Annotated in this window: 25 protein-coding genes; 17 read left to right on the top strand and 8 right to left on the bottom strand. The window is 60.8% G+C overall.

The window, feature by feature from the left end; genetic code table 11:
- The first annotated feature begins 206 nt into the window (after nucleotides 1-206).
- The 8 genes from ACR65T_RS09905 to ACR65T_RS09870 all read left to right on the top strand — a co-directional run bounded on the left by ACR65T_RS09905 (nucleotide 207) and on the right by ACR65T_RS09870 (nucleotide 15,118).
- Nucleotides 207-6,572 (top strand): SDR family NAD(P)-dependent oxidoreductase, encoded by a 6,366-nt coding sequence (locus tag ACR65T_RS09905; RefSeq protein WP_434496321.1) that lies wholly within the window; start codon nucleotides 207-209, stop codon nucleotides 6,570-6,572.
- Nucleotides 6,573-6,630: 58 nt separating this feature from the next.
- Nucleotides 6,631-7,662, top strand: a complete 1,032-nt coding sequence (locus ACR65T_RS09900) for a 3-oxoacyl-[acyl-carrier-protein] synthase III C-terminal domain-containing protein (RefSeq protein WP_196399518.1) — start codon at nucleotides 6,631-6,633, stop codon at nucleotides 7,660-7,662.
- Nucleotides 7,663-7,676: 14 nt separating this feature from the next.
- Nucleotides 7,677-10,292, top strand: a complete 2,616-nt coding sequence (locus tag ACR65T_RS09895; RefSeq protein WP_434496320.1) for an aminotransferase class III-fold pyridoxal phosphate-dependent enzyme — start codon at nucleotides 7,677-7,679, stop codon at nucleotides 10,290-10,292.
- A 315-nt stretch (nucleotides 10,293-10,607) separates the two neighbouring features.
- Complete coding sequence (locus ACR65T_RS09890) at nucleotides 10,608-11,690, top strand: helix-turn-helix transcriptional regulator (protein WP_434496319.1); 1,083 nt, start codon at nucleotides 10,608-10,610, stop codon at nucleotides 11,688-11,690.
- A gap of 164 nt (nucleotides 11,691-11,854) precedes the next feature.
- On the top strand, nucleotides 11,855-12,271 hold the full coding sequence (locus tag ACR65T_RS09885; RefSeq protein ID WP_434496318.1) for a DUF2147 domain-containing protein: 417 nt from the start codon (nucleotides 11,855-11,857) through the stop codon (nucleotides 12,269-12,271).
- On the top strand, nucleotides 12,268-13,284 hold the full coding sequence (locus ACR65T_RS09880) for an HlyD family efflux transporter periplasmic adaptor subunit (RefSeq protein ID WP_434496317.1): 1,017 nt from the start codon (nucleotides 12,268-12,270) through the stop codon (nucleotides 13,282-13,284). The genes ACR65T_RS09885 and ACR65T_RS09880 overlap by 4 nt, the downstream gene beginning before the upstream one ends.
- Nucleotides 13,281-14,453 carry an ABC transporter permease DevC gene (devC, locus tag ACR65T_RS09875; RefSeq protein ID WP_434496316.1) on the top strand — a complete coding sequence of 391 codons (1,173 nt, stop codon included), beginning with the start codon at nucleotides 13,281-13,283 and terminating at the stop codon, nucleotides 14,451-14,453. The genes ACR65T_RS09880 and devC overlap by 4 nt, the downstream gene beginning before the upstream one ends.
- On the top strand, nucleotides 14,450-15,118 hold the full coding sequence (locus ACR65T_RS09870; protein WP_434496315.1) for an ATP-binding cassette domain-containing protein: 669 nt from the start codon (nucleotides 14,450-14,452) through the stop codon (nucleotides 15,116-15,118). Before devC ends, ACR65T_RS09870 begins: the two co-directional genes overlap by 4 nt.
- Before the next feature lie 170 nt (nucleotides 15,119-15,288).
- Here ACR65T_RS09870 and ACR65T_RS09865 read toward each other — a convergent pair whose 3' ends face one another.
- Nucleotides 15,289-15,945 (bottom strand): pyridoxamine 5'-phosphate oxidase family protein, encoded by a 657-nt coding sequence (locus ACR65T_RS09865; RefSeq protein WP_434496314.1) that lies wholly within the window; start codon nucleotides 15,943-15,945, stop codon nucleotides 15,289-15,291.
- A 155-nt stretch (nucleotides 15,946-16,100) separates the two neighbouring features.
- Nucleotides 16,101-16,970 (bottom strand): aldo/keto reductase family oxidoreductase, encoded by an 870-nt coding sequence (locus ACR65T_RS09860; protein ID WP_434496313.1) that lies wholly within the window; start codon nucleotides 16,968-16,970, stop codon nucleotides 16,101-16,103.
- Nucleotides 16,971-17,041: 71 nt separating this feature from the next.
- Here ACR65T_RS09860 and ACR65T_RS09855 point away from each other — a divergent pair, with 71 nt between their 5' ends.
- The gene (locus ACR65T_RS09855; protein ID WP_434496312.1) at nucleotides 17,042-17,734 is read left to right on the top strand and encodes a TetR/AcrR family transcriptional regulator; all 693 of its coding nucleotides are present in this window, start codon (nucleotides 17,042-17,044) and stop codon (nucleotides 17,732-17,734) included.
- 15 nt (nucleotides 17,735-17,749) lie between these two features.
- Nucleotides 17,750-18,304, top strand: a complete 555-nt coding sequence (locus tag ACR65T_RS09850) for a methylated-DNA--[protein]-cysteine S-methyltransferase (protein ID WP_434496311.1) — start codon at nucleotides 17,750-17,752, stop codon at nucleotides 18,302-18,304.
- Between the two features lie 31 nt (nucleotides 18,305-18,335).
- Here the strand turns inward: ACR65T_RS09850 and ACR65T_RS09845 are convergent, their stop codons facing one another.
- Entirely contained in the window at nucleotides 18,336-18,647 is a 312-nt protein-coding gene (locus ACR65T_RS09845) for a DUF2380 domain-containing protein (protein WP_434496310.1), read from the bottom strand.
- Nucleotides 18,616-19,047, bottom strand: coding sequence for an ester cyclase (locus ACR65T_RS09840; RefSeq protein WP_434496309.1), 432 nt, complete (start codon nucleotides 19,045-19,047; stop codon nucleotides 18,616-18,618). The genes ACR65T_RS09845 and ACR65T_RS09840 overlap by 32 nt, the downstream gene beginning before the upstream one ends.
- A gap of 299 nt (nucleotides 19,048-19,346) precedes the next feature.
- Between ACR65T_RS09840 and ACR65T_RS09835 the strand changes: the two genes are divergently transcribed.
- The 6 genes from ACR65T_RS09835 to ligD all read left to right on the top strand — a co-directional run bounded on the left by ACR65T_RS09835 (nucleotide 19,347) and on the right by ligD (nucleotide 24,334).
- Nucleotides 19,347-19,742 carry a hypothetical protein gene (locus tag ACR65T_RS09835; RefSeq protein ID WP_434496308.1) on the top strand — a complete coding sequence of 132 codons (396 nt, stop codon included), beginning with the start codon at nucleotides 19,347-19,349 and terminating at the stop codon, nucleotides 19,740-19,742.
- Nucleotides 19,739-19,936 carry an AI-2E family transporter gene (locus tag ACR65T_RS09830; protein ID WP_434496307.1) on the top strand — a complete coding sequence of 66 codons (198 nt, stop codon included), beginning with the start codon at nucleotides 19,739-19,741 and terminating at the stop codon, nucleotides 19,934-19,936. The genes ACR65T_RS09835 and ACR65T_RS09830 overlap by 4 nt, the downstream gene beginning before the upstream one ends.
- A 90-nt stretch (nucleotides 19,937-20,026) precedes the next feature.
- The gene (locus tag ACR65T_RS09825; RefSeq protein WP_434496306.1) at nucleotides 20,027-20,347 is read left to right on the top strand and encodes a hypothetical protein; all 321 of its coding nucleotides are present in this window, start codon (nucleotides 20,027-20,029) and stop codon (nucleotides 20,345-20,347) included.
- Nucleotides 20,348-20,365: 18 nt separating this feature from the next.
- Nucleotides 20,366-20,863, top strand: coding sequence for a phage holin family protein (locus tag ACR65T_RS09820; protein WP_434496305.1), 498 nt, complete (start codon nucleotides 20,366-20,368; stop codon nucleotides 20,861-20,863).
- Between the two features lie 45 nt (nucleotides 20,864-20,908).
- The gene (locus ACR65T_RS09815) at nucleotides 20,909-21,769 is read left to right on the top strand and encodes a Ku protein (protein WP_434496304.1); all 861 of its coding nucleotides are present in this window, start codon (nucleotides 20,909-20,911) and stop codon (nucleotides 21,767-21,769) included.
- 6 nt (nucleotides 21,770-21,775) lie between these two features.
- Nucleotides 21,776-24,334 carry a DNA ligase D gene (gene ligD / locus ACR65T_RS09810; protein WP_434496303.1) on the top strand — a complete coding sequence of 853 codons (2,559 nt, stop codon included), beginning with the start codon at nucleotides 21,776-21,778 and terminating at the stop codon, nucleotides 24,332-24,334.
- Here ligD and ACR65T_RS09805 read toward each other — a convergent pair.
- Nucleotides 24,331-25,137: a Ku protein gene (locus ACR65T_RS09805; RefSeq protein WP_434496302.1), complete on the bottom strand. Its 807-nt coding sequence runs from the start codon at nucleotides 25,135-25,137 to the stop codon at nucleotides 24,331-24,333. The two genes, ligD and ACR65T_RS09805, sit on opposite strands and share 4 nt — an antisense overlap.
- A gap of 130 nt (nucleotides 25,138-25,267) precedes the next feature.
- On the opposite strand from ACR65T_RS09805, the gene ACR65T_RS09800 reads away from it, so the two are divergent.
- Entirely contained in the window at nucleotides 25,268-25,555 is a 288-nt protein-coding gene (locus ACR65T_RS09800) for a NepR family anti-sigma factor (protein WP_434496301.1), read from the top strand.
- A 147-nt stretch (nucleotides 25,556-25,702) separates the two neighbouring features.
- Here ACR65T_RS09800 and ACR65T_RS09795 read toward each other — a convergent pair whose 3' ends face one another.
- The 3 genes from ACR65T_RS09795 to ACR65T_RS09785 all read right to left on the bottom strand — a co-directional run bounded on the left by ACR65T_RS09795 (nucleotide 25,703) and on the right by ACR65T_RS09785 (nucleotide 26,879).
- Nucleotides 25,703-25,864 (bottom strand): hypothetical protein, encoded by a 162-nt coding sequence (locus ACR65T_RS09795; RefSeq protein WP_434496300.1) that lies wholly within the window; start codon nucleotides 25,862-25,864, stop codon nucleotides 25,703-25,705.
- Between the two features lie 185 nt (nucleotides 25,865-26,049).
- Nucleotides 26,050-26,253 carry a CsbD family protein gene (locus ACR65T_RS09790; RefSeq protein WP_434496299.1) on the bottom strand — a complete coding sequence of 68 codons (204 nt, stop codon included), beginning with the start codon at nucleotides 26,251-26,253 and terminating at the stop codon, nucleotides 26,050-26,052.
- 110 nt (nucleotides 26,254-26,363) lie between these two features.
- On the bottom strand, nucleotides 26,364-26,879 hold the full coding sequence (locus ACR65T_RS09785) for a YchJ family protein (RefSeq protein WP_434496298.1): 516 nt from the start codon (nucleotides 26,877-26,879) through the stop codon (nucleotides 26,364-26,366).
- Nucleotides 26,880-26,944 lie beyond the last annotated feature (65 nt).

The following is a 26,944-nucleotide window of genomic DNA, read 5'->3' as shown; positions in this document are numbered from 1 at the left end:
ATCAGTTCAATCGGAGAAGCACGGATGCCCCATGACGCCAATTGTTACAATTACGTGTCAACCGCATTCCGCTCAAGGACATCTGTTGACCCCCTAAGTATTTGATGTGCCTAACAAAGAATAATATTTTGGTTTGAGATAGCGCCTCGCTTGTGCGTTGAGTAACGCATGATCCCCAACAATATATATTCAGCAAGAGTCATGCCATGGACGAACGCAATCTGAATCTTCAGGCATCGGGATTTCGCGGCGACGAGGTCGGAGAGTTGGAGCCGATCGCGATCATCGGAGTGGGGTGCCGCTTCCCTGGAGGAGCCGATAGCCCGGACGCCTATTGGAGCCTCCTTGTCTCCGGCCGCCCCGCTATTCGCGACGTTCCGGAAGACCGCTGGAGCATGGATCGATTCTTCAACGACAACCCCGATAAACCGAACAAGATCTACACCCGCAAAGGTGGCTTTCTCGACGAGGCGGTCCATCGCTTTGACGCTGCGTTCTTCAATATATCGCCGCGGGAGGCGGTCCATGTAGACCCGCAGCAGCGACTGCTCATGGAGGTGGCCTGGGAATCGCTGGAGGACGCTGGCGTCGTTCCGGAAACGCTCGCGGGCACCGAAACAGGCGTCTATATTGGCGGCTTCACGCTCGACAGCATGCTCGATCAGCTGAGCCCGCATAATCGGGAGAATATCAGCATCCATTCGGGCACCGGCGCGCTGATGACGCTGCTGTCGAATCGGCTTTCCTATTTTTTCGACTTCCGCGGCCCAAGCCTTTCGGTTGACACGGCCTGCTCCTCGTCACTCGTGGCCGTGCATCTCGCCTGCCAGGATCTTTGGCGTGGCCACGTTTCCATGGCGCTGGCAGGCGGCGTCAACGTCATGTTGCGGCCCGAGTATCCGATGATCATGGGCAAGGGCCACTTCTTGGCGCCGGACGGCTATTGCAAGAGTTTCGACGAACGCGCCAATGGCTATGCGCGCGGCGAAGGCGCCGGGGTGGTCCTGCTTAAGCCCTATGCCGCCGCCCTGCGAGACGGCGATCATGTCTACGCGACGATACGCGGCACGGGCGTCAACCAGGACGGGCGCACCGACGGCATCACAATGCCAAGCGCGGTGGCGCAGGAGGCGCTGATTCGACGTGTCTACGCGCAAAGCGGCGTGCCATTCAGCGACGTGTGCTACGTCGAGGCGCATGGCACGGGGACGCCGGTGGGCGATCCCATCGAAGCCGGCGTTCTTGGACGCACCATTGGCGCCGGACGCGACGCTGACGACGCCTGTCTGATCGGTTCGGCGAAATCGACGATCGGTCATCTCGAAGCGGCGGCGGGCGTCGCCGGACTTATCAAGGCGGCGCTCTGTCTCGACCGAGGGGCTGTGCCTCCGCAAGCCAATCTGCAAAATCCCAACCCGAAGATTCCCTTCCGGGAACTCGGCATTCGCTTGCCGACAAGCCTCGAGCCGCTTTCACAGAAGGATCGCGATGTTTATTGCGGGGTCAACTCCTTCGGCTTCGGCGGCACCAATGCGCATGTGGTGCTTCAGCGCGCGGAGAAGCCGCCGTTGGAGGAAAAAAAGGATGGATCGGCGGGAGAGCAGATCCTCACCCTTTCTGGCCGCGATCCCAAAGTTTTGACCGCTCTCGCCCGCTCCTATGCGCAGATGCTCTCGCGCGGCAGACGTGCGGCGCTTGAGGACATTTGCCATTCGGCGCGAATTCGACGCTCCGCCCACGAATGCCGATTGAGCGTCGTTGCCGCTTCGGCCGCCGAAATGGCGACGGAGCTCGAGCAGTTCGCCGCACATGGCTACAGCGACCACGTCATTCAGGGCAAGGCGCTACGGCGCGCGGAATCGCGACCCGTTTTCGTGTTTACCGGCATGGGGCCCCAGTGGTGGGGCATGGGCCGGCAACTGCTCGAGAACGAACCGGTCTTCCGCAAGGCGGCGGAGGAGATCGACAAGATCTTCCGCCCCCTCGCCGGCTTCTCCATTCTGGAGGAAATGCGCGAGGACAAAAGCCGCTCACGGGTCAAAGAGACGCGTATCGCGCAACCAGCGAATTTCGTCGTGCAGGTCGCCTTGGCCGAACTTCTCCGTTCCTGGGGCGTCTATCCGGCGGCGGTGGTCGGACACAGCGTCGGCGAGGTGAGCGCCGCCTATATCTCGGGGGCGCTCAGCCTCGAGGACGCCGTCGCCGTCTCTTATCATCGCAGCCGGCTTCAGCAGCTGGCTGCCGGCAAGGGGCGCATGCTGGCCACCGGCCTCAATCGAGAGCAGGCCGAACGCATTCTGGAGTCCTGTCCGGACACGGTTTCGATCGCCGCGATCAATAGCGTTTCAACGGTCACGCTGGCTGGCGACGGCGAAGCGCTGGCGTCAATCGCGGAGCAGCTCGCCAAGGATGAGATATTCAATCGATTCCTCGATGTCGAGGTCGCGTATCACAGCCCCCAGATGGAGGAGCTGAAGCCGGAGCTACGGAAGTCCCTACACGGGCTTCGCCCGCAAACTCCTCACACGCCGCTCTATTCCACCGTGACCGGTCGGCGCGTCGAAGGCCCCGACTTGGACGCGGAATATTGGTGCTCCAATATGCGGAAGCCTGTGCTGTTCGCCGACGCGATGGTCGCCATGGTGGCCGACGGACTGAGCGGCTTCGTTGAGGTCGGCCCGCATCCTGTGCTCTCGACGTCAATCAAGGAAGTTCTGCGCACCAGCGAAGCGGGCGGCGTTTCGATCGCCACCTTACGCCGTGAGCATCCCGAGCGCGCGACGGCGCTCGCCGCACTCGGCGCGCTTTATGTAAACGGTTATGACGTGAACTGGCGCGCGCTTTCTCCCGTCGGTGCGCGCTTCGTGAAGCTGCCTTTGTATCCCTGGCAGCGGGAATATTATTGGAACGAGACGAGCGCAGGCGCGCTCGACCGACTTGGCCGCACGGAGCACCCCCTGTTGGGAAGTCGGGTGTCGTCGCCCACGCCGAGCTGGGAGCATGATCTCGGTAGGCCATCGATCTCCTATCTGGCCGATCATGTCATCGAGGGAGCGATCGTCTTTCCGGCCGCCGGCTATATTGAGCAGGGTCTGGCGATGGCGTCGCTGCTTGACGGCGGACAGGCCAGTTACACGCTCGAAGATCTGTCATTCCTTAGACCGCTCGTCTTCCCGACGCTCAAAGATCCGATTGTTCGGGCGACCTTCGATCGGAGCTCGAGGGAGTTCCATATCTACGGCCAGACGGACGACGAAACCGACTCTTGGACGCTGCACGCGATGGGCCGAGTGCTCGCCTTGCCGCCGCCTCGCACCGGAGCCGAGTCGTTGGCGGAGGTGAAGGAGAGAATACGGGAGTCGGTCGACGTCGGCGAACTTTATGATCGCTTGGCTGCGTACGGGCTGGCCTATGGCCCGCATTTCCGCACTGTTCGCAATCTGATGCGAAACGGCGCGGAGATACTGGCGGAGCTGGAGGTCATTCAAGGACCTTCTGAGGAGCTTGAGGCCTATCGGCTTCATCCCGCCCTCCTTGACGGCGCCATTCAAACGCTTGTGGGCGCGATCAGCCAGGGCAAGCTCCAGGAATCGACCTATCTGCCGGCTGGCGTGAGTCGAGTGGTCTTTCACGCTGGAAGCGGCGGCCCGCTTTGGGCGCACGGACGCGTGACCGATCAGTCCTCGGACGGGTTCGAAGGCGACCTCATTCTCTATCGCGCGGACGGCAGCATCGCGGCGGAAATCCGCGGCATCAGATGCAAGGCGCTCCACACGAAAAAACTCACGCCAGAGGAGCGGCTCGAAAGCCGATCCTACGGGCTCGCATGGGAGGTCAAACCGCTCAGCGAAACCGATCAACGGGTCGGAGACTGCCTGCTCTTCGCAGCAAATCCGGACGCTTCGAAAGAACTCGCAGCCGCGCTTGAAGAAAACGGAGCCAAAGTCCGGACCTTGGACGCGCAGTCGCTTACAGACGTCATCGCCGCGCGCAAGCTTATCGACGAAAGCCCGCGGCTTCGCGCCATCGTCTTTATGGGACAATCAAAGCCGAGCGCGGACGATGCCGTGAGCGATCTTGGCGAAGCCAAGCGCCTCCTCCGCCTTGCGCAAGCGCTCGAAGGCCAGGACGCGGGCGACGATTCCCCCAGACTCTTCGTCGTGACGTCGCTCGCGCAGCCCTTGCCAGGTTCGCAGACGGTGAATATGGCGCACGCCGCGCTGATCGGTCTGGCGCGCACCATCGCCGGCGAAAATCCCAATTTGAAATGCACTGCCGTCGACGTCGATCCCCTTGACGGGAATCGCGGTCTCCTCGCTCGGCAAATCCTCAGCGACGATCCCGAAACCGAGGTCGCGTTGCGGGGTGATGAGCGGCGTGTGCAGCGGCTCGTTCCGGCGGCCGCCCTCCGCCAGGAGGATGACGAGGTCGAGACGCGCACCGTCTCCGCCACCTCCGTACAGGCCTTCCGCTTGTCGCGCGGGACCGAGAACCGCCTGGAGAGCCTGCGCTTCGAGGAGACCGCTCGGATCGCTCCCGCCGCGGGCGAAATCGAAGTCGAGATCAAGGCCGCGGCGCTCAACTTCAAGGACGTGCTGAAGGTCCTTGGCATGTTGCCCGCCAAGGCTCTGGAGGGCTCCTATCACGGCGCCGAACTCGGCATGGAGGCGGCGGGCGTCGTCACCGCCGTCGGCGAAGGGGTGACGGCCTATAAGGTCGGCGACGAGTTGATGGGCTCCTTCAAAGGCTCCTTCAGCTCCCATGTGCGCGTTCCCGCCGATCGCCTGCTCGCCATGCGCAAGCCTTCATCCTTGACGTTTGATGAGGCCGCCAGCGTTCCCGTCATCTTCATGACGGCCTATTACGCCTTGCATGACATCGCACGGCTGAAGGCTGGCGAAACCGTGCTCATTCACGCCGCCGCCGGCGGCGTGGGGCTTGCGGCGATCCAGGTCGCGAAATCGATCGGCGCACGTATCTTCGTCACGTCGGGAAGCGAGGCGAAACGCGACTATCTGCGCACGCTGGGCGTGGAGCAGGTCTTCGACTCGCGTAGCCTCGAATTCGCCGACGGCGTTTTGAAATCGACGGGCGGCCGGGGCGTTGACGTCGTCCTCAACTCTATCGCGGGAGAGACGTTGGTCAAAAGCTTGGAGGTGACGGCTCCCTTCGGACGGTTCGTGGAGATCGGCAAGCGCGACATCGTCGAGAACGCGCGCCTGCCGCTGCTGCCCTTCAACAAGAATCTCCTGTTTGCAGCGATTGATCTCGATCGACTCATGGCCGAGCAGCCGAGTGCGATTCGGGAACTTCTCGCCCAAATCTGGGACCGGTTCGAGCACGGCGATCTCCGCCCCACGCCTGTGACCGTCTTCCCGCTGCACGAGGCCGCGGACGCGTTCCGGTTCATGGCGCAATCAAAGCAGACGGGTAAAATTGTCCTGTCCTTCAGCAACCCGGCGCGCGTCGAAGTCGTGCCGGAGGAAGTCGAGAAAAAGCTGATTCAGCCGAAAGCCACCTACATGGTGACCGGCGGCTTCAGCGGCTTCGGCCTGAACGCCGCGCGTTGGTTGGCGCAGCAAGGGGCGGAGAATCTGGTCCTCGTGAGCCGCAGCGGCGCCGCCGCCTCCAGCGAGGCGCGACGCGCGGTGACGGCGCTCGAAGCGCAAGGGGTCAACGTCATGAGCGTCGCCGCCGACGTCAGCGTCGAAGCCGACGTGGAAGCCATGATGGCGCGGATCGACAGGGAGCTTCCGCCGCTGCGCGGCGTGGTGCATTCGGCGGCCGTATTGGACGACGCCGTACTTTCTGGACTCACCGACGAACGGTTCGACGCGGTCTATCGCCCCAAGGCGGTCGGCGCTTGGAACCTGCACCGTATGACCCGTAACGCGCCGCTGGACTTCTTCCTGTGTTTTTCGTCCATTTCGGCGCTCATCGGCAACCCTGGGCAAGGAAACTACGTCGCGGCCAACGTCTTCCTTGACATGCTCGCGCACCACCGCCAGACGCTCGGCCTTCCGGGTCAAAGCGTCAATTGGGGCGCGATTGGCGACGTCGGAATGCTCACGCGCGACAAGATGGTTGCGCAGCACCTCGCACGGGCAGGCATCCAGCCAATTTCCTCCACGGAAGCGCTCGAAGATATGGAAGCGCCTCTCCTTCAGGGAACGGCGCAATTCGCCTATGTCGATGTCGACTGGGCCAAGTGGGCGTCCACCCATCCGGCGAGTTCGGCTCCCCGCTTCGCGCCTCTCGTCAATGAGGCCCGCGACGAATCCGACAGCGTCATCGACCGGGTGCGCGCTGAACTGGCGCAGATCGAGCCGGAACAGCGCGGCGAGCACATTGTCAGCATTGTTCGTCGCGTCGTCGGAGAGACTCTTCGCATTCCCTGCGAACGCATCGACATAGACGCTCAATTGTCAGACATGGGCATCGACTCTTTGATGGCTGTGGAATTGCAGGTCGCCGTCAAGGCGACGCTGGGCGTCGAAGTTTCTCTCATGGAGCTCATGAAGGGACGAACGGTCGCGTCGCTCGGTCGAGATTTGCTCAAGCGTTTAAGCTGAAGCAACTGACCGGTCCGGTTATCAGATCTGCACCTACTGAGCTCGAGGAACATAAGAAATGCGCATTGATGCCGTGAAGGCGGCCTTGCCGTCGCGCAAGCTGTCGAATGAAGACGTCCTTCAGATTGTCCGTGAAAGCAGCGAAGCGACGTATGACGGAGATCTCGACGCGGCGATAAAGAGGATCGAGAGCTGGCTGACCTACAGCGGCGCGCAGACGCGTTACACGCTGGAGGAAAGCGAAACGCCGTTGAGCGTCTTGACCGGCGCCATCGACGCCGCGCTGGAAGAAGCGAAATGCACCAAAGATGATATTGATACGCTCGTCTATGTTGGCGTCGGACGCGGATTCATCGAGCCGGCCGGCGCTTATCTCGTGGCGCATGCGCTGGGCTTCAAGAATGCGCATTGCTTCGATGTGCTGGACGCCTGCAACAGCTGGTCGCGGGGCGCCCAGATCATATATCACTTTCTGCAGTCGGGAAGCAGCAAGCGTGCGATGATCGTCAATGCCGAGTTCAGCGTCACCGGCAATCGACTTGGCAATTTCGCCCTGCGGCACGAGGGAGAGTTGACCTGGACGTTCCCGACATACACGATCGGCGAGGCGGCCACGGCGACCATCCTTTCAGCCGATCCGACGAACGAGTGGAAGTTCAAGTTCCGCTCTCGGCCCGATCTCGCCGATCTGTGCACGATTCCCGTCAATGGCTTCCAGGGCTATTGCAATCAGACTGAGCGCATCGGGAAGAACGGCAACCGGTTTACGTCTTACGGCTACGAGTTATTCGAGGCGGCGGGCCCCGAGCTCATCCAGGTGTTTCAAGACCTCAATCCGCCTTTGGACAAGCTCCGCGCGATTTTCCCTCACGCGGCGTCGCAAAAGGCGGGCGACGACCTCGCCGACATGTTCAGCCTGCGGCATCTGGTGTCCAACGTTTATCCGCGTTGCGGCAATCTCGTTTCCTGCTCGGTGCCGGCGGCTATGGCCTTCGCGATCGAAGAACAACGCGTCGCGCGTGGAGACCTGCTTGCCGCGGTCGTCGCCAGTGCAGGCATGTCGTTTTCGGCATACTCCTTCGTCTACTGAAGGAGTTCATGAGGATGCTCACGACACTGCCCGCCATCGTCATCAACTCCGGGGCCTATGGCGTCGGTTGCTTCATCGCGACCCGTTTCTCAGACAGCCAGCGTCGATCAAGGATCGTTGCGGAGTGGATACGCGCCTATCTCATTCGCATGGGTCCCTTATACATCAAGGTGGGTCAGGTCCTGGCGACCCGCTCCGACATGTTGCCCGGCGACATGCAGGACGTTCTGTCGACATTGCAGGACGACGTGCCGGGGATGTCGAACAAGGCTTTGCAGAAAATTCTACTCCGAGCCTATGGCCCCGATTGGAGCGAGACTCTTTTAGACTTCACCGCCGACCCGATTGCGAGCGGCTCGATCGCTCAGGTTCACGAAGCGCGCCTGCGCACGGGTGAACGGGTGGCCGTAAAAATCGTCAAGCACGGGGTCGTCGAGTCGCTGCGGGACAACCTTCGAATCGTCGGCTTTTCCTTGGGGCTGATCCACAAGGCGATGAAGCCTGTGCGCTTCCTCGACCTGCCGGAGCGGTTCGATGAAATAGCCAAGCTGCTGTCGGTTCAGGTCGATATGGACGAAGAGCGGAGGAACCAGCAGGCCATTTACGACGCGTTTCAGGGCCATCCCTATATCAAGATTCCGCGTTTATATCCCGACCTATGTCGAGACGACATCTTGGTCATGGAGTTCGTCGAGGGACTTCACATCAAGGATATTGCCGCCTGTAGCTTGCCGAGACAACAGGTCGCTCGGCGCGTGCAGGATGCGATTTACACGATGCTCTACCATGAAGGCATCTGTCACGCCGACCCGCATCCGGGCAACATGTTCTTTTCGAAAAGCGGCGACGTGATCCTGGTTGATTTCGGAATTGTCGCCAAGCTGAATGAAGAGGAGAAGTGGGCGCTATCCGCCTATTTTTGCGCTTGCATCCGCCAGGAATGGGAGATCGCCGTCGAAAGGTTCACGCGCGCATTCGTGTCCAAGAAAGGAAATATTTACTCGGATTGGGAGAGCTACGAGCGCTCCATGATCGATGTCTTCAAGTTTCATTATCATGAGCGCACCGGCAAGTGGTCGACATATGAATTTTTTAGAGACTGCAGCCGCGTACTGAACCGTCACGGCGCGAAGTATTCCACCCAGTTCGCCAAGATCGAACTCATATTTCTCTCATGTGAGGGAACAGCCGACAAGATCGACCCGCACATCGACATCTGGGACAATGCGCGACGATTCAACGACCGGTTTTCGCCTTACATGAGCGACGCCGTGAAGGAGATATTCGAAGCGCATTTCAAGCAGACCACGCCTCAAAGCGTCGCGCTCGCCGAGCGCGCAAGCAAGACGCTTGTCGCGCCCACCCATCTCGATCGCTATTTCGTGCCCAGCGGCTATCCGCTTTTTGTCAAGGAAGCGAAAGGAAGCCGCGTCGTCGACGTCGACGGAAACAGCTATGTCGATCTTTCGGCCGGTTACGGTCCGCATGTGCTCGGATATGCCCACCCGAGCATCGTCGAGAGCCTCGAAAAATCTGTTCGGGCCGGCTGGGTCAACGCTGTCGGCAACTTGCCCGAGCTGGAGCTTGCGGAAATCCTGCTGGACGCCTTTCCCTCTGCCGAACGGGCGGTTTTTTCCAATTCCGGAACCGAAGCCGTCATGCAGGCCATTCGCATTTGTCGCGCCCACCGGAAGCGAAATGTGATCGCCAAATTCGAGGGCCACTATCACGGATATTCTGATTCCGGCATGGTCAGCTCCTATTTTCGCTTTCGGGGTCCGATCGAGACGCCGGAGCCGATCCACGGCAGTCCAGGATGCCACACCGCGAATGTCGACGACGTCCTGGTTCTTCAATATGCCCACCCAAAGGCGCTGGAAGAATTGAGGGCCAAGGCGGACACGCTGGCCTGCGTGATCTGCGAGCCAATGCCGACCGTCACCGGCGGCTACGACACGCCGTTTCTTCAGGAGCTCCGCTCAATTTGCGACTCGACCGGGGTCCCACTCGTGTTCGACGAGGTCGTCAGCGGATTTCGCGCCACCTATGGAGGCGTGCAGCGGCTCATCGGGGTCGAACCCGACATCACCTGTCTTGGCAAGATCATCGGCGGCGGCCTGCCCTGCGGCGCGATGGTCGGTAAAGAGCGGCTCATCGGCTACGCCAAGACGACGGGCGATCCGTTCACGGATTTCGAACATCGCGTCTTTATCGGCGGCACGATGAGCGGCAATTCGATGTCCTGCGCCGCCGGCATCGGCGCCCTGACCTATTTGCGGGACCATCCCGAAATTTATGACGATCTCGACGCCGCCACAGCCTATCTTGCCGACAACTTGCGCGCGATTGCGGCCGAGAAGGGCGTCCAGCTTCAGCTCAAGGCAAAGCATTCGATTTTTGGCATGGCGTTCTATTACAAGCCGTCGAAATATTATCGCCAGAAAATGTCGAGTAATCTCAAAGCCAACGTCGGACTGGCCTATTATATGCGCAAGCACGGCGTATACATGCCTGAGATGCACACGATGATGATCAGCGCGGCGCATAGCCGGGAAGATCTTGATTTGATCGCCGACGCCTTCAGCCTCAGCCTGGATGAACTCAAACGGGACGGCTTCTTCGTGACGTGATTGACCGAATGCTGTTGGCGTAAGGGCGGACCCGGTTTGGCGGCGCAGGCGCACGAGGTCGCATGTCGACAGGCGCGCCGCCAGCCCGGAGACTTTCCGGCCTGTTCGACGGCGGCGCATCAAAGTTCGACGCGCTGCGCGGGGCGTTGCGCTTGACCCCAGCAATCAAAGGGATGGACTGCAATTTTCGCGACAGGGGTTCTTGGAGAACGCTGACGGCGACCGGGAAAAGCGTGCGCTCAGGCGCTCGAAGGGTTGCTTCCGCGTGAAATTTTTGTGTCTCTTGCTGAAATCATCGCGAGGGATACGCTGCGCATGACCTTAGCGGAACTGGATATCTTCTTCCGTGGCGTCGCCATAGGCGGACTCTTGGTCGTTCTTTCGGCTTTCGTCCGTGAATTCCGCCAAACGCCAGCCGTCGGATACGGGATCGCCTTCATCGCCTCCGTCATCGCTTATCTCGCGGCTTCGTTCCCCGGCGATTTGGGCGACCTCTCCTTCCTGCGATTTGCGGCATTCCCGCTGGCCGCCGCCGCGATGCCGCTCTTCTGGATGTTTTCACGCGCGTGGTATGACGACGACTTCAGGCCCGGCTGGCGCGAATACGGCGTCGCATGCTTCGTCGTCACACTAACGATCCTGCATGAATTTGTGTTCCCAGGTTTTGGCGAACTCTGGTCGGACGCGAGCTTTCTGATTTGCCAGATCAGCGCTTTCGCCTTCGCGGGCGACGCCTTGCGGAGGGTTTGGGTCCGCCGGGCGGATGATCTGGTGGAGGCGCGACGCCGCGCCCGGCCAATTTTCGTCGGCTCCATCGCGGCTTACGCCTTTGTGGTGACGATCGCCGACAGCATTTACGGTTGGACGCCGGGTCTTCGACCCTGGGTCGTCGTGAACATCGCGGGGATCGCGCTGCTCGTGGTGCTCCTTTCCTATGAACTCCTTCGCATCGGCGAGTTCGGCGCCTTTGCGCGGCGACGGCCGACGACCGACGCTGCTCCCGCGCCCGACGCGGATTACACAAGACTTGCGGCCCGTCTCGATCAGTTGATGACGCAGGAGCGCGTCTATCGCGAGGACGGCCTGGTCATCGCCGCGCTCGCACAAAAAATGAACGTTCAGGAGTATCGATTGCGACGGCTGATCAACCAGCATCTCGGCTACCGTAACTTCAACGCCTATCTGAACGGCTATCGGATCGAGGACGCTAAGCGGGCGTTGGAGGATCCAGACCAGCGGCAAGTACCGATCCTAACCATTGCGCTCGACGCCGGTTTTTCCTCGCTGGGTCCGTTCAACCGCGCCTTCAAGGTCGCCTGCGGGATCACGCCCAGCGAATATCGCCGTCAGGAGCTGCGCAAGCTCGAGGCGTCGCCCGCTCTCACCGCGCCCCAATGATGGCGAACGCGCCGTCGCGGTTCGGGCGGGGCCTTGATAGTTCTCGGCGACCGCCGAATTTCAAATTCGGCCTGCCGAAATCGGAATCCCGAGAGCCTGAGGGCGGCTGACGTGTCACGAGTCCGTCTCATGGAGAAAGCCAACCCACCTAAAGGACATGCGGGATGCGCCTAGCGTCGCTCGTTCTTCTTGGTATTTTCGCCTCAAGCGGCGTCGCGCGCGCGGATAATGATGTCCAGGGCGTATGGCTGACCGAGGGCGGAAAGGCGCATGTGCGCATCGCGCCTTGCGGCGGCGACATGTGCGGGACGGTCGCGCATGTTTTCGCGAATCCTGCGGGAGATGCAGCGCGCGATTCGCACAATCCTGACCCGAAGCTGCGCTCGCGTCCGGTGGTCGGCATTCAGGTCCTCACCCATTTCAAGCCGGAAAATGGCGCTTGGACCGGGGGTCGCGTTTACGATCCCGAAGAGGGCAAGAGCTACACGGGCTCTTTGCAGGTGCAACCGAACGGGATGTTGAAAATGACCGCATGTCTCTCGATACTCTGTCAATCGGAATTATGGCGGCGGGTAAAATGACTCACGGATTTGCAGTCGGAGTGTCGGAGGGCGCGGGCGCGCGCCGGACGGGCCGTCCGCCGGAAAAGCGCACTCCCATACGATCGATCCTGCAAGGGGTTCTGATCACAGCGCTGGCCATCGGCGTGGCGCTTTTCGTCCGCGCCGAATATTTCGTGGGGGACGAAGCGCCGACCAAACAAATGAAGGAGACGCCGCGGGCGCTAAATTTTCCTGGCGTCGGCGCTCTCGGCCGGATCGAACCTCGCTCTCGACTCATCCGTGTCTCGAACGAGGCCGCCGTCACCGGCGGCATCGTCGGCGAAATACTGGTGCGGGAAGGCCAATTCATCAAGGCCGGCGCCCCGATCGTGGTGCTCACGGACCGGCGACGTCGCCAGGCGGAAGTGGCGCTGGCCACCGCCGAAATTAGCGCCGCCAAGGCGCGTCTCCTTGCAGCCGAGGCAGAGCTGGAAAGCGCCCAGCGCGACAGCGATCGCAAAAAGAGCCTCTACAAGTCCGGCTCCGCCACCCTTTCCGCGCTTGATGGCGTCGAACTACGCCTGAAAAAGGCCAAGGCGGATGTCGACGTCGCGACGGCGAGCATTCAGCAGAGCGAGGCCAATCTGGAGCTCAAACAGGCGCAGTTGTCGCAGGCGGTGTCGACCGCGCCGATCGACGGCGTCGTCATCAAGATCAACGCGCGGCCCGGCGAGCGCATCGGTCCCGACGGCGTGGCCGACATTGCGAATCTCAACGAACTTGACGTCGTCGCCGAAGTCTACGAGACGGACATTCCGCGCGTGAGAGTCGGCCAGAAGGCGATTGTGAAGCTTCCGGAGGTCAGCGCGCCATACCAGGCAAAGGTGCGTGAGATCGCTTTTCTCGTGCGCAAAAATCGGGTCAACGACACTGATCCGCTCGCAGATCGGGACAATAAGATCGTCGAGGTGCGATTGACGTTGGAGCGCCCGGGGATCGAACAGCTTCGCCACCAGCTTTTCCGTCAGGTTCAGGTGCGCATAGAGCGATGACCGGCCTGCGCCCGGTCTTCTTCGCCGCTCGCCTGGCTTGGCGCCAGCTGGTCTATGATAGGCCCAAACTGCTTGCCGCCACCTTGGGCGTCCTATTCGCCTGCGTCCTCGTGTTCATGCAGCTTGGCTTTCGAGATTCCCTCTATACGAGCGCGGCTTCCGCGCCACTGAAAATGCAGGGCCAGCTGTTTTTACTGCACAAGCAGACGGAAGCCCTATGGCGTCCCGTCTCCTACGAACGAAGCACCCTGATGCGAGCCTTGGGCCTTCCGGAGGTGCGCCGAGTCGTGCCTCTCTACATGTCGCTCGGCCAATTCAAGAACATGGACACTCATGTCCAGCGGACGCTGATGATTTATGGTTACGATCCCAACGCCGAACTGATCCGTATCGACCAATTTGAGAGTTTCAGAGCCGAGCTGCAGCGCCAGGACACGGCATTGTTCGATGTAAACTCTCGCCCCGAGTTTGGCCCGATACAGGAGTTGATCGCCTCCGGGCGCGACGTCACCGAAATCAATGGCCGCAAAGTGAAGCTCATCGGCACCTTCAGCATGGGCACCACTTTCGCCGCCGACGGCAATGTGGTGATGAGCGATCTCAACTTCCATCGAATCTTTCCATCGCGATCGCTCGATCAGATTGATCTGGGCTTCATCATGCTGACGCCGGGTGCCGACATCGTCGCCGCGCAAGCCGCTCTCTTGCGACTGATCGGGCAGGAAGTGCGGGTGTTGACCTATGACGAGCTCGTCCGCTTCGAGCAAGGTTACTGGGAGAATTCAGCGCCGCTCGGCTTCATTTTCGGTTTCGGCACGTTGATGGGCCTGATCGTTGGCATGGTGATCGTCTACCAAATATTATTCACGGATATTGGAAATAACATTCCCCAATACGCCACGCTGGTGGCGATGGGCTATAGCCAATCTTATTTACGAAATATCGTTTTTGCGTCGTCGGTGTATCTTGCGGTGCTCGGATTTCTGCCGGGCGTCGCGCTGTCGATGGTGTTTTATAGAGTCGCCGAACGCTCCATTTTCATTCCCTTTCCCATGGGCCTCGATCGAATCGCCGTTGTGTTCTTCTTTATACTGACGATGTGCGCTTTTGCCGGCTTACTGGCGATACGCAAACTGAAATCGACGGATCCGGCGGACATGTTCTCATGAGCATGATCGACGTGAAAGGTTTGAACTTCGCATTCGGCTCCGGCGAGTTGAGCCGTCAAGTCCTGATAGATATCCATCTTTCCATCGATGTCGGGGAAATTGTCATTCTAACCGGCCCCTCGGGCTCCGGAAAAACGACGCTGTTGACCATCCTGGGAGGACTGAGGCTTGCTTCCTCAGGAAGCGTCGTCGTGCTGGGCGAGCAATTGGTGCGAAGCGAAGCCAGCAAACGGATCGCCGTGCGGCGGCAGACAGGGTATATTTTTCAGCAGCACAATCTCTTTCTCTCGCTGACCGCCACGGAGAACGTATGCATGGCGCTTGAGCTGCACGACGTTTCCTCTGAAAAGGAACGGGTCGGGCTCGCGCATCAAATTCTGACCCAGGTCGGACTAGGGGAGCGTCTGGAATATCGGCCCTCCCAGCTGTCTGGCGGACAGCGCCAGCGTGTTTCGATCGCGCGCGCCTTGGTTTCCAGACCGAAGATCGTGCTCGCGGATGAGCCGACCGCGTCTCTCGATAAGAATAGCGGCCATGAGGCCGTCGAGATATTAAGAAATCTCGCCAAGCAGAATGGAACGACGATCCTGATCGTCACCCATGATTATAGAATACTCGATATTGCGGATCGCATCATTAATCTCGAGGATGGGATCATCAAATAGCAATAGAATTCGTACCAAGCGTAGCCAATTTGCTCGGCTACTGCCCCAATTTGCTTGAGAGGCCGGCTAAATGGCTGGCGTCACTATGACGTCGCCGACCGCCACGCCGCAGTCGTCTCAAGCGCTCAACGACTTGTCCCCGCATTTTCCGGCGAAAGGCGATGCGCCTGTTAAGCCTCGCCCTTCGCGAGCAGATCCCCATACGCGGCTTGGTCGATGACGCCGCCGGCGGCTGCAACACGCTCTCGATCAAAAGATGGAAGCGCCTCTTGAACGATGTCGATCCGCTTCCATCCCGGCAGCGGCGCTTCATCTCCTTCTGCGGGAAGATATTTGGACTCGGCGATTTTCTGGTGGCGATGAATGTAACGAGGACAATTCACCCACACGCTCTCGACGTCGACGCCGACGACAAATAGCGCGCCTGGGTAGGAAGCGAGCAGCGACGCTTCGCGCATGAGACTTGCCTCGCCTTGCACACGAAGCCGATTAGGCGTGACGAAATCGATGAAAAGCAGGCCGACCTTGCTCGTTTCCGCCAAATTTCCGGCCGAGTAAAACATGCCGTTGCCGTCGAACCACGGGAAAATGAGCGAGCTTTGACCGACGACGCGAACGAAGCCCGGAGCGCCGCCCTTATAGGAGACCGTCGGACGGCCGGCGGGATCGAGCGTCGAAAGAAAGAACATGTCGCGAGACTGGATGAATTCGATCTCATGGGGAGCAAATTCGGCGTGCACGACGCCGCCCTCCATTAAATCAGCGAGGCGGCGCGTATCGAATTCGTCCTGAAGCTTGCGGTGCTCGGCGCCGTAGAATTTTGACATCGATCTCTCTCCAATCGTCTGCCGAACGCGAAGAATTTTTTCAGCTCAGGGACGCCATGCCACAGACCGGCGCGGCGTCAATGATCAAGAGCCGCCGGATCGTGACAAGCGAAAAATGCCTCTTCTCGTTTGGGGAGATTGCCCGAGATGACTGCTCAGTCAGACGAACCGATGTTTGCTGCAACGCCGTTGAGCAAAGCAATCGCCGCATCCGGCAGATCGAGTTCGGTCGCTGAGAGATTCTCCCGCAGATGCGCGACCGACGTCGTACCGGGGATCGGCAGGATATTGGGCGCGCGACGCAGCAGCCAGGCAAGAGCGACCTGCATGGGCGTGGCGTCGAGGCTCCGCGCGACATCGGATAGGGTCGAGGATTGCAGCGGAGCGAAGCCGCCAAGCGGAAAGAAGGGCACATAGGCGACGCCGCCGCCGGCGAGTTCGTCGATGAGAGCGTCGTCGACCCGGTGCGCGAGGTTATAGTGGTTCTGCACGCAGACAATTTTGCAGATCTCGCGACCTTCCGCGATCTGTGCGGGCGTGACGTTGCTGAGGCCGATGTGACGTATAAGCCCTTGCCGCTGAAGCTCCGCGAGCGTGGCGAGCGGCGCTTCTATCGAACCTTCCGCGGGGCCATGAGCGCTGAACATGACGCGCAGATTGACCACATCGAGCGCGTCGAGACCCAGATTACGAAGATTGTCATGCACAGCTTGCGCGAGTTCGTCGCGCGAGAAGGCTGGCCGCCATGAGCCATCTGCGCCGCGCCGCGCGCCAATCTTTGTGACGATGACGAGGTCATCCGGATAGGGATGCAGCGCCTCGCGGATCAACCGGTTGGTGACATGCGGGCCATAGAAGTCGCTGGTGTCGATATGGTTTACCCCGGCTCGCACCGCTTCGCGCAACACGGCCAGCGCCGCGTCACGATCCTTCGGCGGACCAAAGGCGCCAGGTCCCGCGAGCTGCATCGCGCCGTAGCCAAGCCGTTTCACGGTGCGGTCGCCGAAAGTGAATGTGGTCGTCATTGCGTGGGTCCTTGTTTCGCGCCACTCACGCAAATATATGAAGAATCCTTCGCTTTCGGAATTCGCATTCCATGAACGCCGTCGCAACGACCTTAAAGCCCAGAAAAACCCCGGTTCAGGTCCGCTCCGCGGCGACCGTCGAAACGCTGCACTTGGCGGCCATTCAGGTTTTGCTCGAGGAGGGCCTGAGCCGCTGCACGACGACCCGTATCGCCGAGCGCGCGGGCATGTCGGTCGGAAGCCTCTATCAATATTATCCCAACCGCGATGCGCTGCTCGCCGGCGTCCTCGAAAAGCATCTGGAGGGCATTGCCGACGCGGTCGAGCGCGCCTGCCGTGAACATCGAGGCCAACAACTTTCGCAGATGGGTTCAGCCTTCGTTGTCGCCTTCCTGGCTGCGAAGCTGCGCGACCCCGAGGAAGCGAAGGCGCTCTACGCCGTTGCGGAAGAGCGGGGCGGCGCGGTGCTGGCTGCTCGGATGCGCACGCGCATAGAGGCGGCTGTCGCCGCCATGCTGGCGAGCGCGCCGGACACCCGATTCGACGATCCCGCCATGGTTGCCAAGATCACGCTTGGCGCCCTGGTCGGACCGGTCCAAACCTTGCTCAAAGAACATGCGCCAGCCCAATTCAGGGCGCGCCTCGAAAGGGAACTCGTCCTGCTTGTGACGGCGTATCTTCAAGCCCATCAGTTCAAGCCCGAGCGCCCGGGCGCGCCTGCGGCGATCGCCGAGGTCCGCGCCGCCGCGCGTAGCCCATCATAGAGCCGCGAGTCGGTCATGCAGCGCTTTCATATTTTTCAAACCGCTATCGGTCCCTGCGGCATTGCATCGAGCGAAGAGGGCGTGACGCGATTCCAGTTACCGGAGCGGAACGATTCAGCTTTGGCGCGACGCATGGCGAAGGCGGATCGGTGGTCAGGCGCCCTGCCCTCGCCGATCGCGCAAGCCATCGCGGACCTCGAGCGCTATTTCCACGGCGAGAAGGTTGATTTCTCGACCCTGCGGCTGGACCTTCGCGCCTGCAGCCCGTTTCACAAGGCCGTCTATGATGCGACCCGCGCCATTGGCTGGGGCGCCGTCGCGACCTATGGCGAGATCGCCCGTGGCGTCGGATCGCCAGGCGCCGCCCGCGCGGTTGGACACGCCCTGTCGAGAAATCCGATCGCGATCATCATACCCTGTCATCGCATCCTGGCCGCCGGCGGAAAAATCGGCGGATTTTCCGCTCATGGCGGCACGAGCGCGAAGGCGCGCCTGCTTGAAATCGAAGGCGCGCGTTTGGGCCGAGGGCCCGCCGCGAATCCTGACCTTTTCACGCCGTCATTCGGTTGAGCCGTAACGCCGAGTTTCGAAATTCGATCGCTCAGGGCGATGTCGCCAGTTCGGACTCCACGAGCGCGTTCTTGACGAGAAATTTCGACGCCCGACTCCGCGACTCATCGGTTTCGTTACGCAAATCCGTTTGCGAGACATGCCGCAATTCGCCGCTGCGCGCGTCACGGATGCGAAATTCGAGGTATTGTTCCTTCACGCTCGCCTTTCGGAAGAAGCCGACGAAGGACATCTCGGCTCCAAGCTCGCGCGCGGCTTCGGCGTCGCAGCCGCGCGGCCGCTTCGGGGAAGTTCCGGAAGGGAGCGAACCGTCAGGCGTTTGCCAGATCCCTATAGGCCTCAAGCGCCGCGCGCTCTATCCAGCATTCCGCGAGCCGTCCGTTCTCGACGCGCCAGATTGCGATCCCCGAAAACTTGACGGGGCGACCGTCGGCGGGAAGACCAAATATCCCGTTGTTGAAACCCGAGCACATCCACCGCGAGACGACGCGATCACCCGCCGCATTGGCGAAAACCTCGAGGATTTCATTGCGCGCGCTCGTGAGCACGGTTTGAAAATCCGCTACCCACTGCCGGAAAGCGTTGCGTCCGCTGATGGTCTTCGTTGCGGAATGAATCTGATAGTCATCGGTCATGAGCTCATCGATCGCGCCGAGATCATTGGCGGCTCCATTCCAAACCCGCGACAGAAAGGACGTCGCCAGTTCCTCGGCGCGCTTCGAAGGCGCAACATCGTTCGGCATGCAAGCATTCCTCTACTTTAGTCCGTTCATCCCTGGATGAAATCTGACTCTCGGCGCTTCCGCGCGCTCGGCGCCGTAGGTCCTATTCAAGCAGCTCGGCGCCGTGAAGTGAGCTCCGTCGCCCAAGCACAGGCCATTGCGCATCGCCCTTTTCGTTACGCGCGGTGTTTAGCAGCCCCTCCGAGCCTCGAGCTGCGCGATACGCGACTACGCGGATCTTTCGGAACATAGAACCCTTTAAATCAGTTTTCATCCTGGCGGGCGGCCTTGGCGGCACCCAGGAATTGAGCTTTAGGAGCATGGAATCGATGGATGCATTAGCTGAAAATGGCGGGGACCCCATTATCTGCGCCGACGAAGAATGCAGTTTCGGCGATGCATCGAATCCACCGGCGCGGCCAGATGGAAATTCCGTCGATCTAGAGCCGCCAACACGGGCTCGCTCCCCGGTCGCCCAAGTGAAGGATTCGATGAGGGAGGCGATCGACAACATCGTACAGTCCGGGACGACCGATCAAATGCGCGGCTATGCCAATGAAGCCATGGGCAAGACCAAGTTGACCCTCGGGCTCGCCACGCGGTCGACCCATCTCACGATCACCGGTCTCGCGCAGATCGTCGTTGGTGAATTTCAAAAAACGATCGGCGAAGCGAAACTTGCTGAAGACGGGAAGGACATCTTTCCGGAACTGTGAAGACGGTTGTCGTAAAACCGAGCGTTATCGGCCGCCGACTGACTCTGAATCCCGGACTAGTTTTCCTGGGACTCGTGTTCTGGACATGGCTCTGGGGCCCGGTCGGCGCAATTCTCTCGACGCCTCTGCTCATCGCCGGAACAGTGAGCTTCAGCCACGTGTTCCCTCAGCACGAGATCAATCTTCCAGAGTAACGCGCGCCAGTTGGAACGCGGCGAGGAACAATCAACCGCTCTGGAAGTTCAGTATTCGCCCAGCGGGGCAGTAACAGCGGAGAAGCGGGCATGAGCATAACATCTCAAGTCACGAACAAGGTCCAGGAGGCGCAAGACGCCGTGGCCAAGGCGTCGGCGAACGCCGCCGCGAAGGCCGCCTCCATCGCCGACGACGTCAGCGCAAAGGTCGATGAAACCATGGAGAGGGCTGACGCCGCGTTAACGACAGTGAGCGAGCAATCTCGGCAAGTCGCGGAGAAGGCCAGGTCGGCAGGCGAAGGGCTGAAGACAACGGTCGAGGGCGCGGTCCGCGAACAGCCGGTGACGGCGCTGTTGCTCGCCATCGCGGGAGGATTTCTCGTCGGGGCCATGTGGAAGGGCCGCAGCTAATCTCGGGCGGGCAAGATCATGATGCTGGATCCGCTATTCCAACGGGTTGACGAGAGTATCGCGAACGCGACGCGAGGAGCGGCGCGTCTCGCCATCGTCTTGACCCTCGCGCTGCTCGCGCTCGGCTTCGCAACCGCCGCCGCCCACGCCTACGCCATGAGGACGTGGGGCGAGATCGCCGGCAACCTCGTCATCGCCGGAGCCTTTCTCTTCGCGGCTCTCATCGTTTATCTCGCGACAAAGGACTCCGTCGCGCCGGAAACTCAAGCTCCAGCAACCGAACTCGAACAGAGCAGCTTTGCGCAACTCCCCTTCGTTGATCAGCTGTTCAAGTCGGACGGAAATCTGATGCGCTCGATCGGCTCCTCGATCGGCTCGATGGCGCCTGTCGCGGCGAAAGCAGTGGCCGAACGCGTGGCGCCCAACCTCCATCTGATCATCGGCGCCGCCGTCGGACTGATGCTCGCGTCAAAAATCTCAGAAAAGCTTGACAGTACGAAGTCTCCGGAAGCGTAATCGGCGGGCGAGCGTTCAGCCGCCCGCGAGCGTACGAGGTTTGCGTTGTCGCCGAGAGCGAACTGGAAGGGCTCTCTGAAGATTGCGGAGCTCACCTGTCCGGTGGCGCTCTACTCCGCAACGTCGACGTCTGACAGGATCGCGTTCCACACGATCAACCGATCGACCGGCCACCGCGTGCGGCGGACCTTTGTCGACAGCGACACGGGCGAACCTGTCGAGTCCGGCGATCAAGTCAAAGGCTATGAGGTCGGCAAGAACGAATATGTCGTTCTCGAACCGGAGGAAATCGCTCAGGCGACGCCAAAGAGCGACAAAACACTCGCCATCGAGACATTCGTGGATTGTGACGAAATCGACGCCGTCTATTTCGACAAGCCCTACTATCTGTCCCCGTCACAAAGCGACGCGAACGAACTTTTCGTTCTGATACGCGAGGGCATGCGCAAGAACAAAGTCGCGGCCCTGGCGAAGACAGTGCTCTTCAGGCGCGCGCGCACCGTTCTGATCAGCGCTTATGGCGACGGACTTCTCGCGACCACGCTGAACTTCGATTATGAGGTGCGCTCGGCGCAGCAGGCGTTCGACGATGTGCCTGAGGTTAAAGTTCAGGGCGAAATGCTTCAGCTGGCCAAGCACATTATCGACACCAAGCGGGGCGCCTTCGACCCATCTACGTTCGAAGACCGCTATGAGGCCGTCCTCGCCGAGTTCGTAAAAGCGAAGCTGGAAGGCAAGCCGATCGCGCCGCCGCGTAAGGCTCGCGAAGCCAAGGTCGTCAATCTGCTCGAGGCGCTGCGCAAGAGCGCGGCTCTTTCCGAGCAGAGCGACACAGCTGCAGCCAAGAAGCGCGCGGCCCAGCCTCGCAAGACCAGGACGGCCGCGACACGGCGGAAAGCGAGCTGACCTCGCATGTCGCTTGCCGATTACCGTAAGAAGCGCGACTTTGGGGCGACGCGCGAGCCGAAGGGGCGAGGCGCTCGAAAGACCGGCACCAGCTTCGTCATACAGAAACATGCCGCAAGACGGCTGCACTACGATCTTCGCCTGGAGATGGACGGCGTTCTGAAAAGCTGGGCCGTCACCAGAGGTCCAAGCCTCGTGCCCGGCGAGAAGCGGCTTGCCGTTCACGTCGAGGACCATCCTCTCGACTATCGCAATTTCGAAGGCGTCATTCCGGAAGGCCAATATGGCGCCGGCGAAGTGATCGTGTGGGACAAGGGCGTGTGGATTCCCGAAGGCGATCCGCATAAGGGCTATGCCAAGGGCCACCTCGATTTCGAGTTGCGCGGCGAAAAGCTCGGCGGCCGTTGGCATCTCGTGCGCATGGCGCGAAAGCCGCGCGAGAAGCACGACAACTGGCTTCTCATCAAAAGCGAAGACGAATTTGCGCGAACGCCTAAGGATGAAGACATACTCGACGAGATGCCGCGCTCGGTCGACACCGGACGCACGATTGGCGATGTCGCAGAGGGCAAGCCGGCGCGGCGCTCCAAGAAAAGCGCCATGCCGAAGCAGAGCGCCGCGTCGCGCTTGGATAAAACGAGTTCCCTTGCGACGCCGCAAGCGCCTGCGGCCGACATCGACCCGTCAAATCTCAAGGGCGCAAAGAAGGCGGCGCTGCCGAATTTCGTTGCGCCAATGCAGGCCAGTTCCGGCGTCGCGCCATCGCGCAAGGAATGGATTCACGAAATCAAATTCGACGGCTATCGCGTGCAGGCGCGCATCGAGGCGGGACGCGTAAGGCTGCTCTCACGCGGCGGTCTCGATTGGACGAAGAAATTTGGCGATGAGGTCGCGTCGGCGCTGCGCGCCCTGCCGCTTGGCGCCGCGCTCATCGACGGCGAAATCGTCGTCGAAACGAGTTCGGGCGCGTCGGATTTCTCCGCGCTGCAGGCCGATCTGAGCGCAGGGCGCACCGATCGCTTCGTCTATTGGGTCTTCGATCTTCTTTACCTCGACGGCTACGATCTGCGCAGCGCGACCTTGCTGGAACGCAAACGGTTGCTGGAAAGACTCTTGGGCGCCGAGGCCAACGACAAGGTTCGTCTGAGTCGTCACTTTGAGGACAGCGGCGCGGTCGTGCTGGCGCACGCGTGTCGGCTGGGTCTCGAAGGCGTGGTGTCGAAACTGCGGGATTCGCCCTATCGCTCCGGCCGCGTGAAGAGCTGGATAAAGGCCAAATGCTTCGCGCGGCAGGAATTCGTCGTCGCCGGCTATACGCCATCGACGGTGTCGCGCCGGGCGATCGGCGCCCTCGTGCTCGGCGTCTACCAGAATGGCGTCCTGTGCCATGTCGGCCGCGTCGGGACGGGATTTACGGCGGATATGGCGCATGAGCTTTTCACGAAGCTCGATCCCATGCGCGTCTCCTCGAATCCCTTTGGCGCGCGGCTCAGCGCGGACGCGGCGCGCCATGTGCGCTACGTGCGGCCCGAGCTGGTGGCCGAGGTCGAATTTCGTGGCTGGACGGGCGATCAAAATCTTCGGCACGCCTCCTTTCGCGGTCTGCGCGAAGATAAGGACGCGCGCGACGTCGTCCGCGAAAAGGCGCCGCCCGTTGAGCGGGCGACAGCGGCGAGAGCGGAGCAGAGCGTCGTGAGGCTCACCCATCCCGATCGGCTCTATTGGCCGGACCAAGGCGTCACCAAACAGGGCCTGGCGGATTACTACGCCGACATCTGGCGCTATATCGCGCCCTTCATCGTCAATCGCCCGCTGGCGCTGCTGCGCTGCCCCAACGGCGTCGAGGGAGAGAAGTTCTTCCAGAAACACGCTTGGAAAGGCATCGATCCGAACATCGTGCTCATCGACGATCCGAAAGGCGAAGAGGAGCCGCTGCTCAGCATCAAGGACCTCAACGGCCTGATCGCGCTCGTTCAATCCGGCGCCCTGGAAATTCATCCCTGGGGCTCGACGGCGTCGGACTGGGAGCGCCCCGACGTCATCATCATGGATCTCGATCCCGGCGAACAGGTCGCGTGGGAGTCCGTCATTGCGGCCGCGGAAGAAACGCGGGAGCGACTCCAAGCCCTTGGGCTCGCCGCCTTCGTGAAAACCTCAGGCGGAAAGGGCCTTCATGTGGCGGCGCCCGTGACGCCCAAAGCTGCATGGCCGCAGGTGAAGGCTTTCACCAAAAGCATCGCCGACGCCATGGCGAATGACAGCCCGAGCAAATATCTTGCAACGATCACGAAATCGAAGCGCCGCGGAAAGATACTCGTCGACTATCTGCGCAATCAGCGCGGCGCCACGGCCGTCGCGCCCTACTCGACGCGCGCCCGTCCCGGCGCCGCCGTGTCGATGCCGCTCGCCTGGGACGAACTTAGTCCGGCGATCGGACCTGACTATTTCACGATCGCGAAAACCCTTGCGCGCCTCGAGTCGCTGCAGAGCGATCCGTGGGGAGACTTTCGTCAAGCGGCGGCGCCGATCGAAACCCCGAACGCGCGGAGAAGGAGAAAAGCCTAGCGACGTTTGGCGCCGCGCTTTTCCGCATCAATGCTCTTGCGAAGCGCATCCATGATATTGACGACGTTGCTCGGAGCCGCCGACGCCCGTTTTTTGCCGCGAGCGGGTGTGTGCTCCTTCTTCTTTCCAGAAATGATCTCCAGCAACTGCGCTTGCACGGGATCATGGGTCATCGCCGGATCCCAGTGACTCTTGCGCTCCTCGATCAATTTGGAAATCAGGTTGAGAGCTTTCGCGTTCGGCGCTTCAGCGCCGATCTTGTCGAGGTAGTCCTTCGGATCGCGCACCTCGTCGGCGAAGCGCAACGTCCATAAGACGAGCCCCTTGTCGCGCGGCTCGACCATCACGGCGCGCTCGCGTCGATACATCACGAGCCGCGACAGGCCGACTGTGCCCGTCGCCTTCATCGCGTCGCGAATGACGGAAAAGGCCTCAACGCCGATCGGATCGTCTGGCACAAGATAGTGGGGCCTGTCGAACCAAATCCAGTCGACGCTCGCGGCCGGCGCAAAGGTTTCGATATCGATCGTTCGCGTGCTTTCGAGGCTTAGGGCGTCAAGCTCCTCATCTTCAAGCAGCACGTAATCGTCTTCGCCGCGCGGATAACCCTTCGCCGCATCGTCTTCGCCGATCGGCGCGCCGGAGACCGCGTCGACATATTGGCTGACGACGCGGTTGCCGGTGTTTCGATTAAGGATGTGGAAGCGAACTTTCTCGCCTTCCGTCGTGGCCGGCGTCATCGCGACCGGACAGGTCACAAGCGAAAGCTTCAAATAGCCTTTCCAGAATGACCGCGGCGCCATTCTAAACCTCTCCGAGGGCAGGGAACTCTCCTATAACGTTTAACGTTCCGTCGAACGCATCGTTCCGCTTCCGCCCTCTTCGCCGCGCGCCTTGGGAACATTTGGCCCTCGAATATTGTTGAATTCAAGCATGACTCTTCATCTGCCCGTTGTCATTGGAGTCGACGGCTCCCACATCGGGAGCGCCGCCCAGGGGCTCTTCGAAATGGAAAAGAAGGCTGAAAGGCAAACGACGCAGGGCCGTCGGGGCGCGCCCAGGGCGCAGCGATATGACGCGCCCCACCAGCTCTCGTTCCTTGGGATCGATGGGGAATTGACCTCCGGGCTGCGCGACATATACGCGGCGAGCCTGTTAGAACCCATGCCGGACAAGTTTCTTGACTTACTCGTACGACTTTCGACGTCGGTCGCCAAATAGGTTGGAGGGGTTCGTGCTCCGGCGCTCCTGAAAACGCGCGACCGGCGCCTTGAGTTGAGTCGCGCTGAAGTGAATAGAAAACAATGGACAAAAAAATGATTGCCTGTCGTTCAACAGGCAATCATCGCGGATCAATCGTCGAGGCAGTCATTTTCGGTTGCGCAGCCAATGCTCGATCTCCGCTTGTCGCGGTTCACGAACATGGATGAAGCGCTCCCGCGGCGCTTCGAGCTGCGACAAAAGCAGCGTCTTGGTGAGCGCTTCCACAATGCGCCGCCAGTCTAATCCAAGTTTCGGCTTCGAACTCATTTCGGCTCTCCTATCATCGGAGAAGGATAAGAAAACAACTCTCCCTTTTTAAGAATGTTCCAAAATGCCGGCACAGCTCTGCGCCCCCCTCCTCGCCGAAGGAATGGCGCGGGCGCGCCGATTAAAAAGCCCGAACCTAAGCGCCAGGAGAGGACGTCGCGCCAAGCTTGCGGCGCGCTAAAGTGTCACGACTTTAGAGTCTTCAACCAGGCGTCCACCTCTTCGCGAATGCGGTCCCGCCCTTCGCCGTAGCGCTCTTGGAGAACGCCCTCAAACTGCTCGCGCTTGCCGTCCATGCGCGCGAGATCGTCGTCGGTCAGTTCCGCCCACTTCTCTCTCACCTTGCCTTTGAACTGTTTCCAATTGCCTTCGACTCGATTCCAATCCATCGGCGTTCTCCCAAGGTTAAGGAGTGTTCCACGCCGACGGAACGCGGGCGCAACCGCTTTGTTCCAGGATACTGGCGGCAGGTGAATCGAATCGTCGCGCTTATCGCCGTTCAGGCGGCGACGCCGCAACACTTCTTGAACTTCTTGCCGGAGCCGCAGGGACAAGGATCGTTACGGCCCGCCTGCTTGCCCTTCACGACGGGCGCGCTCTTGCGATTGGCCTCTTCGAGGAAATACCAGCGGCCATCCTGCGCGTCATGTCGAAACAGCGACCGCTCCCGATGCGCATAGCGTTCGCCTTCGCTGGTGAAATGCGCGACGAATTCGACGTAGCCGGTTTCATCGCCCTGCTGCCCCTGTTCCGTCGACAGGATCTCGAGTCCAAGCCATTGCGAGTTGCGCGACCAATGCGTGATGGCCTTGCGATCGAAATCGTAACGCGACTCCGGCGCCAAGGAGTCGACAAGGTAGTCGATGTCGCCCCGTGCGAAGGCGGTGTAACGCGAGCGCATCAGCGCTTCAGCGCTTGGCGCCGGCAGTTTCTCTTCGATGTAACGAGCGCAGCAGGCCGAATAGGAATGCTGTTGCGCGTCCATCGCGCGGCAGGGACATGTCTGGTCGGTCATCGCTCAGTCGTAGCAAGAATGATCGCGCGGCTGCGCCTGGGTCTGAGACCTAGGCGAGGAATGCG

Origin of the sequence: Methylocystis sp., assembly GCF_051061285.1 — a bacterium.
Taxonomy (GTDB): Bacteria; Pseudomonadota; Alphaproteobacteria; order Rhizobiales; family Beijerinckiaceae; genus Methylocystis.
The sequence above is the reverse complement of the archived record's forward strand: the minus strand, read 5'-3'. Positions and strand labels throughout refer to the sequence as shown.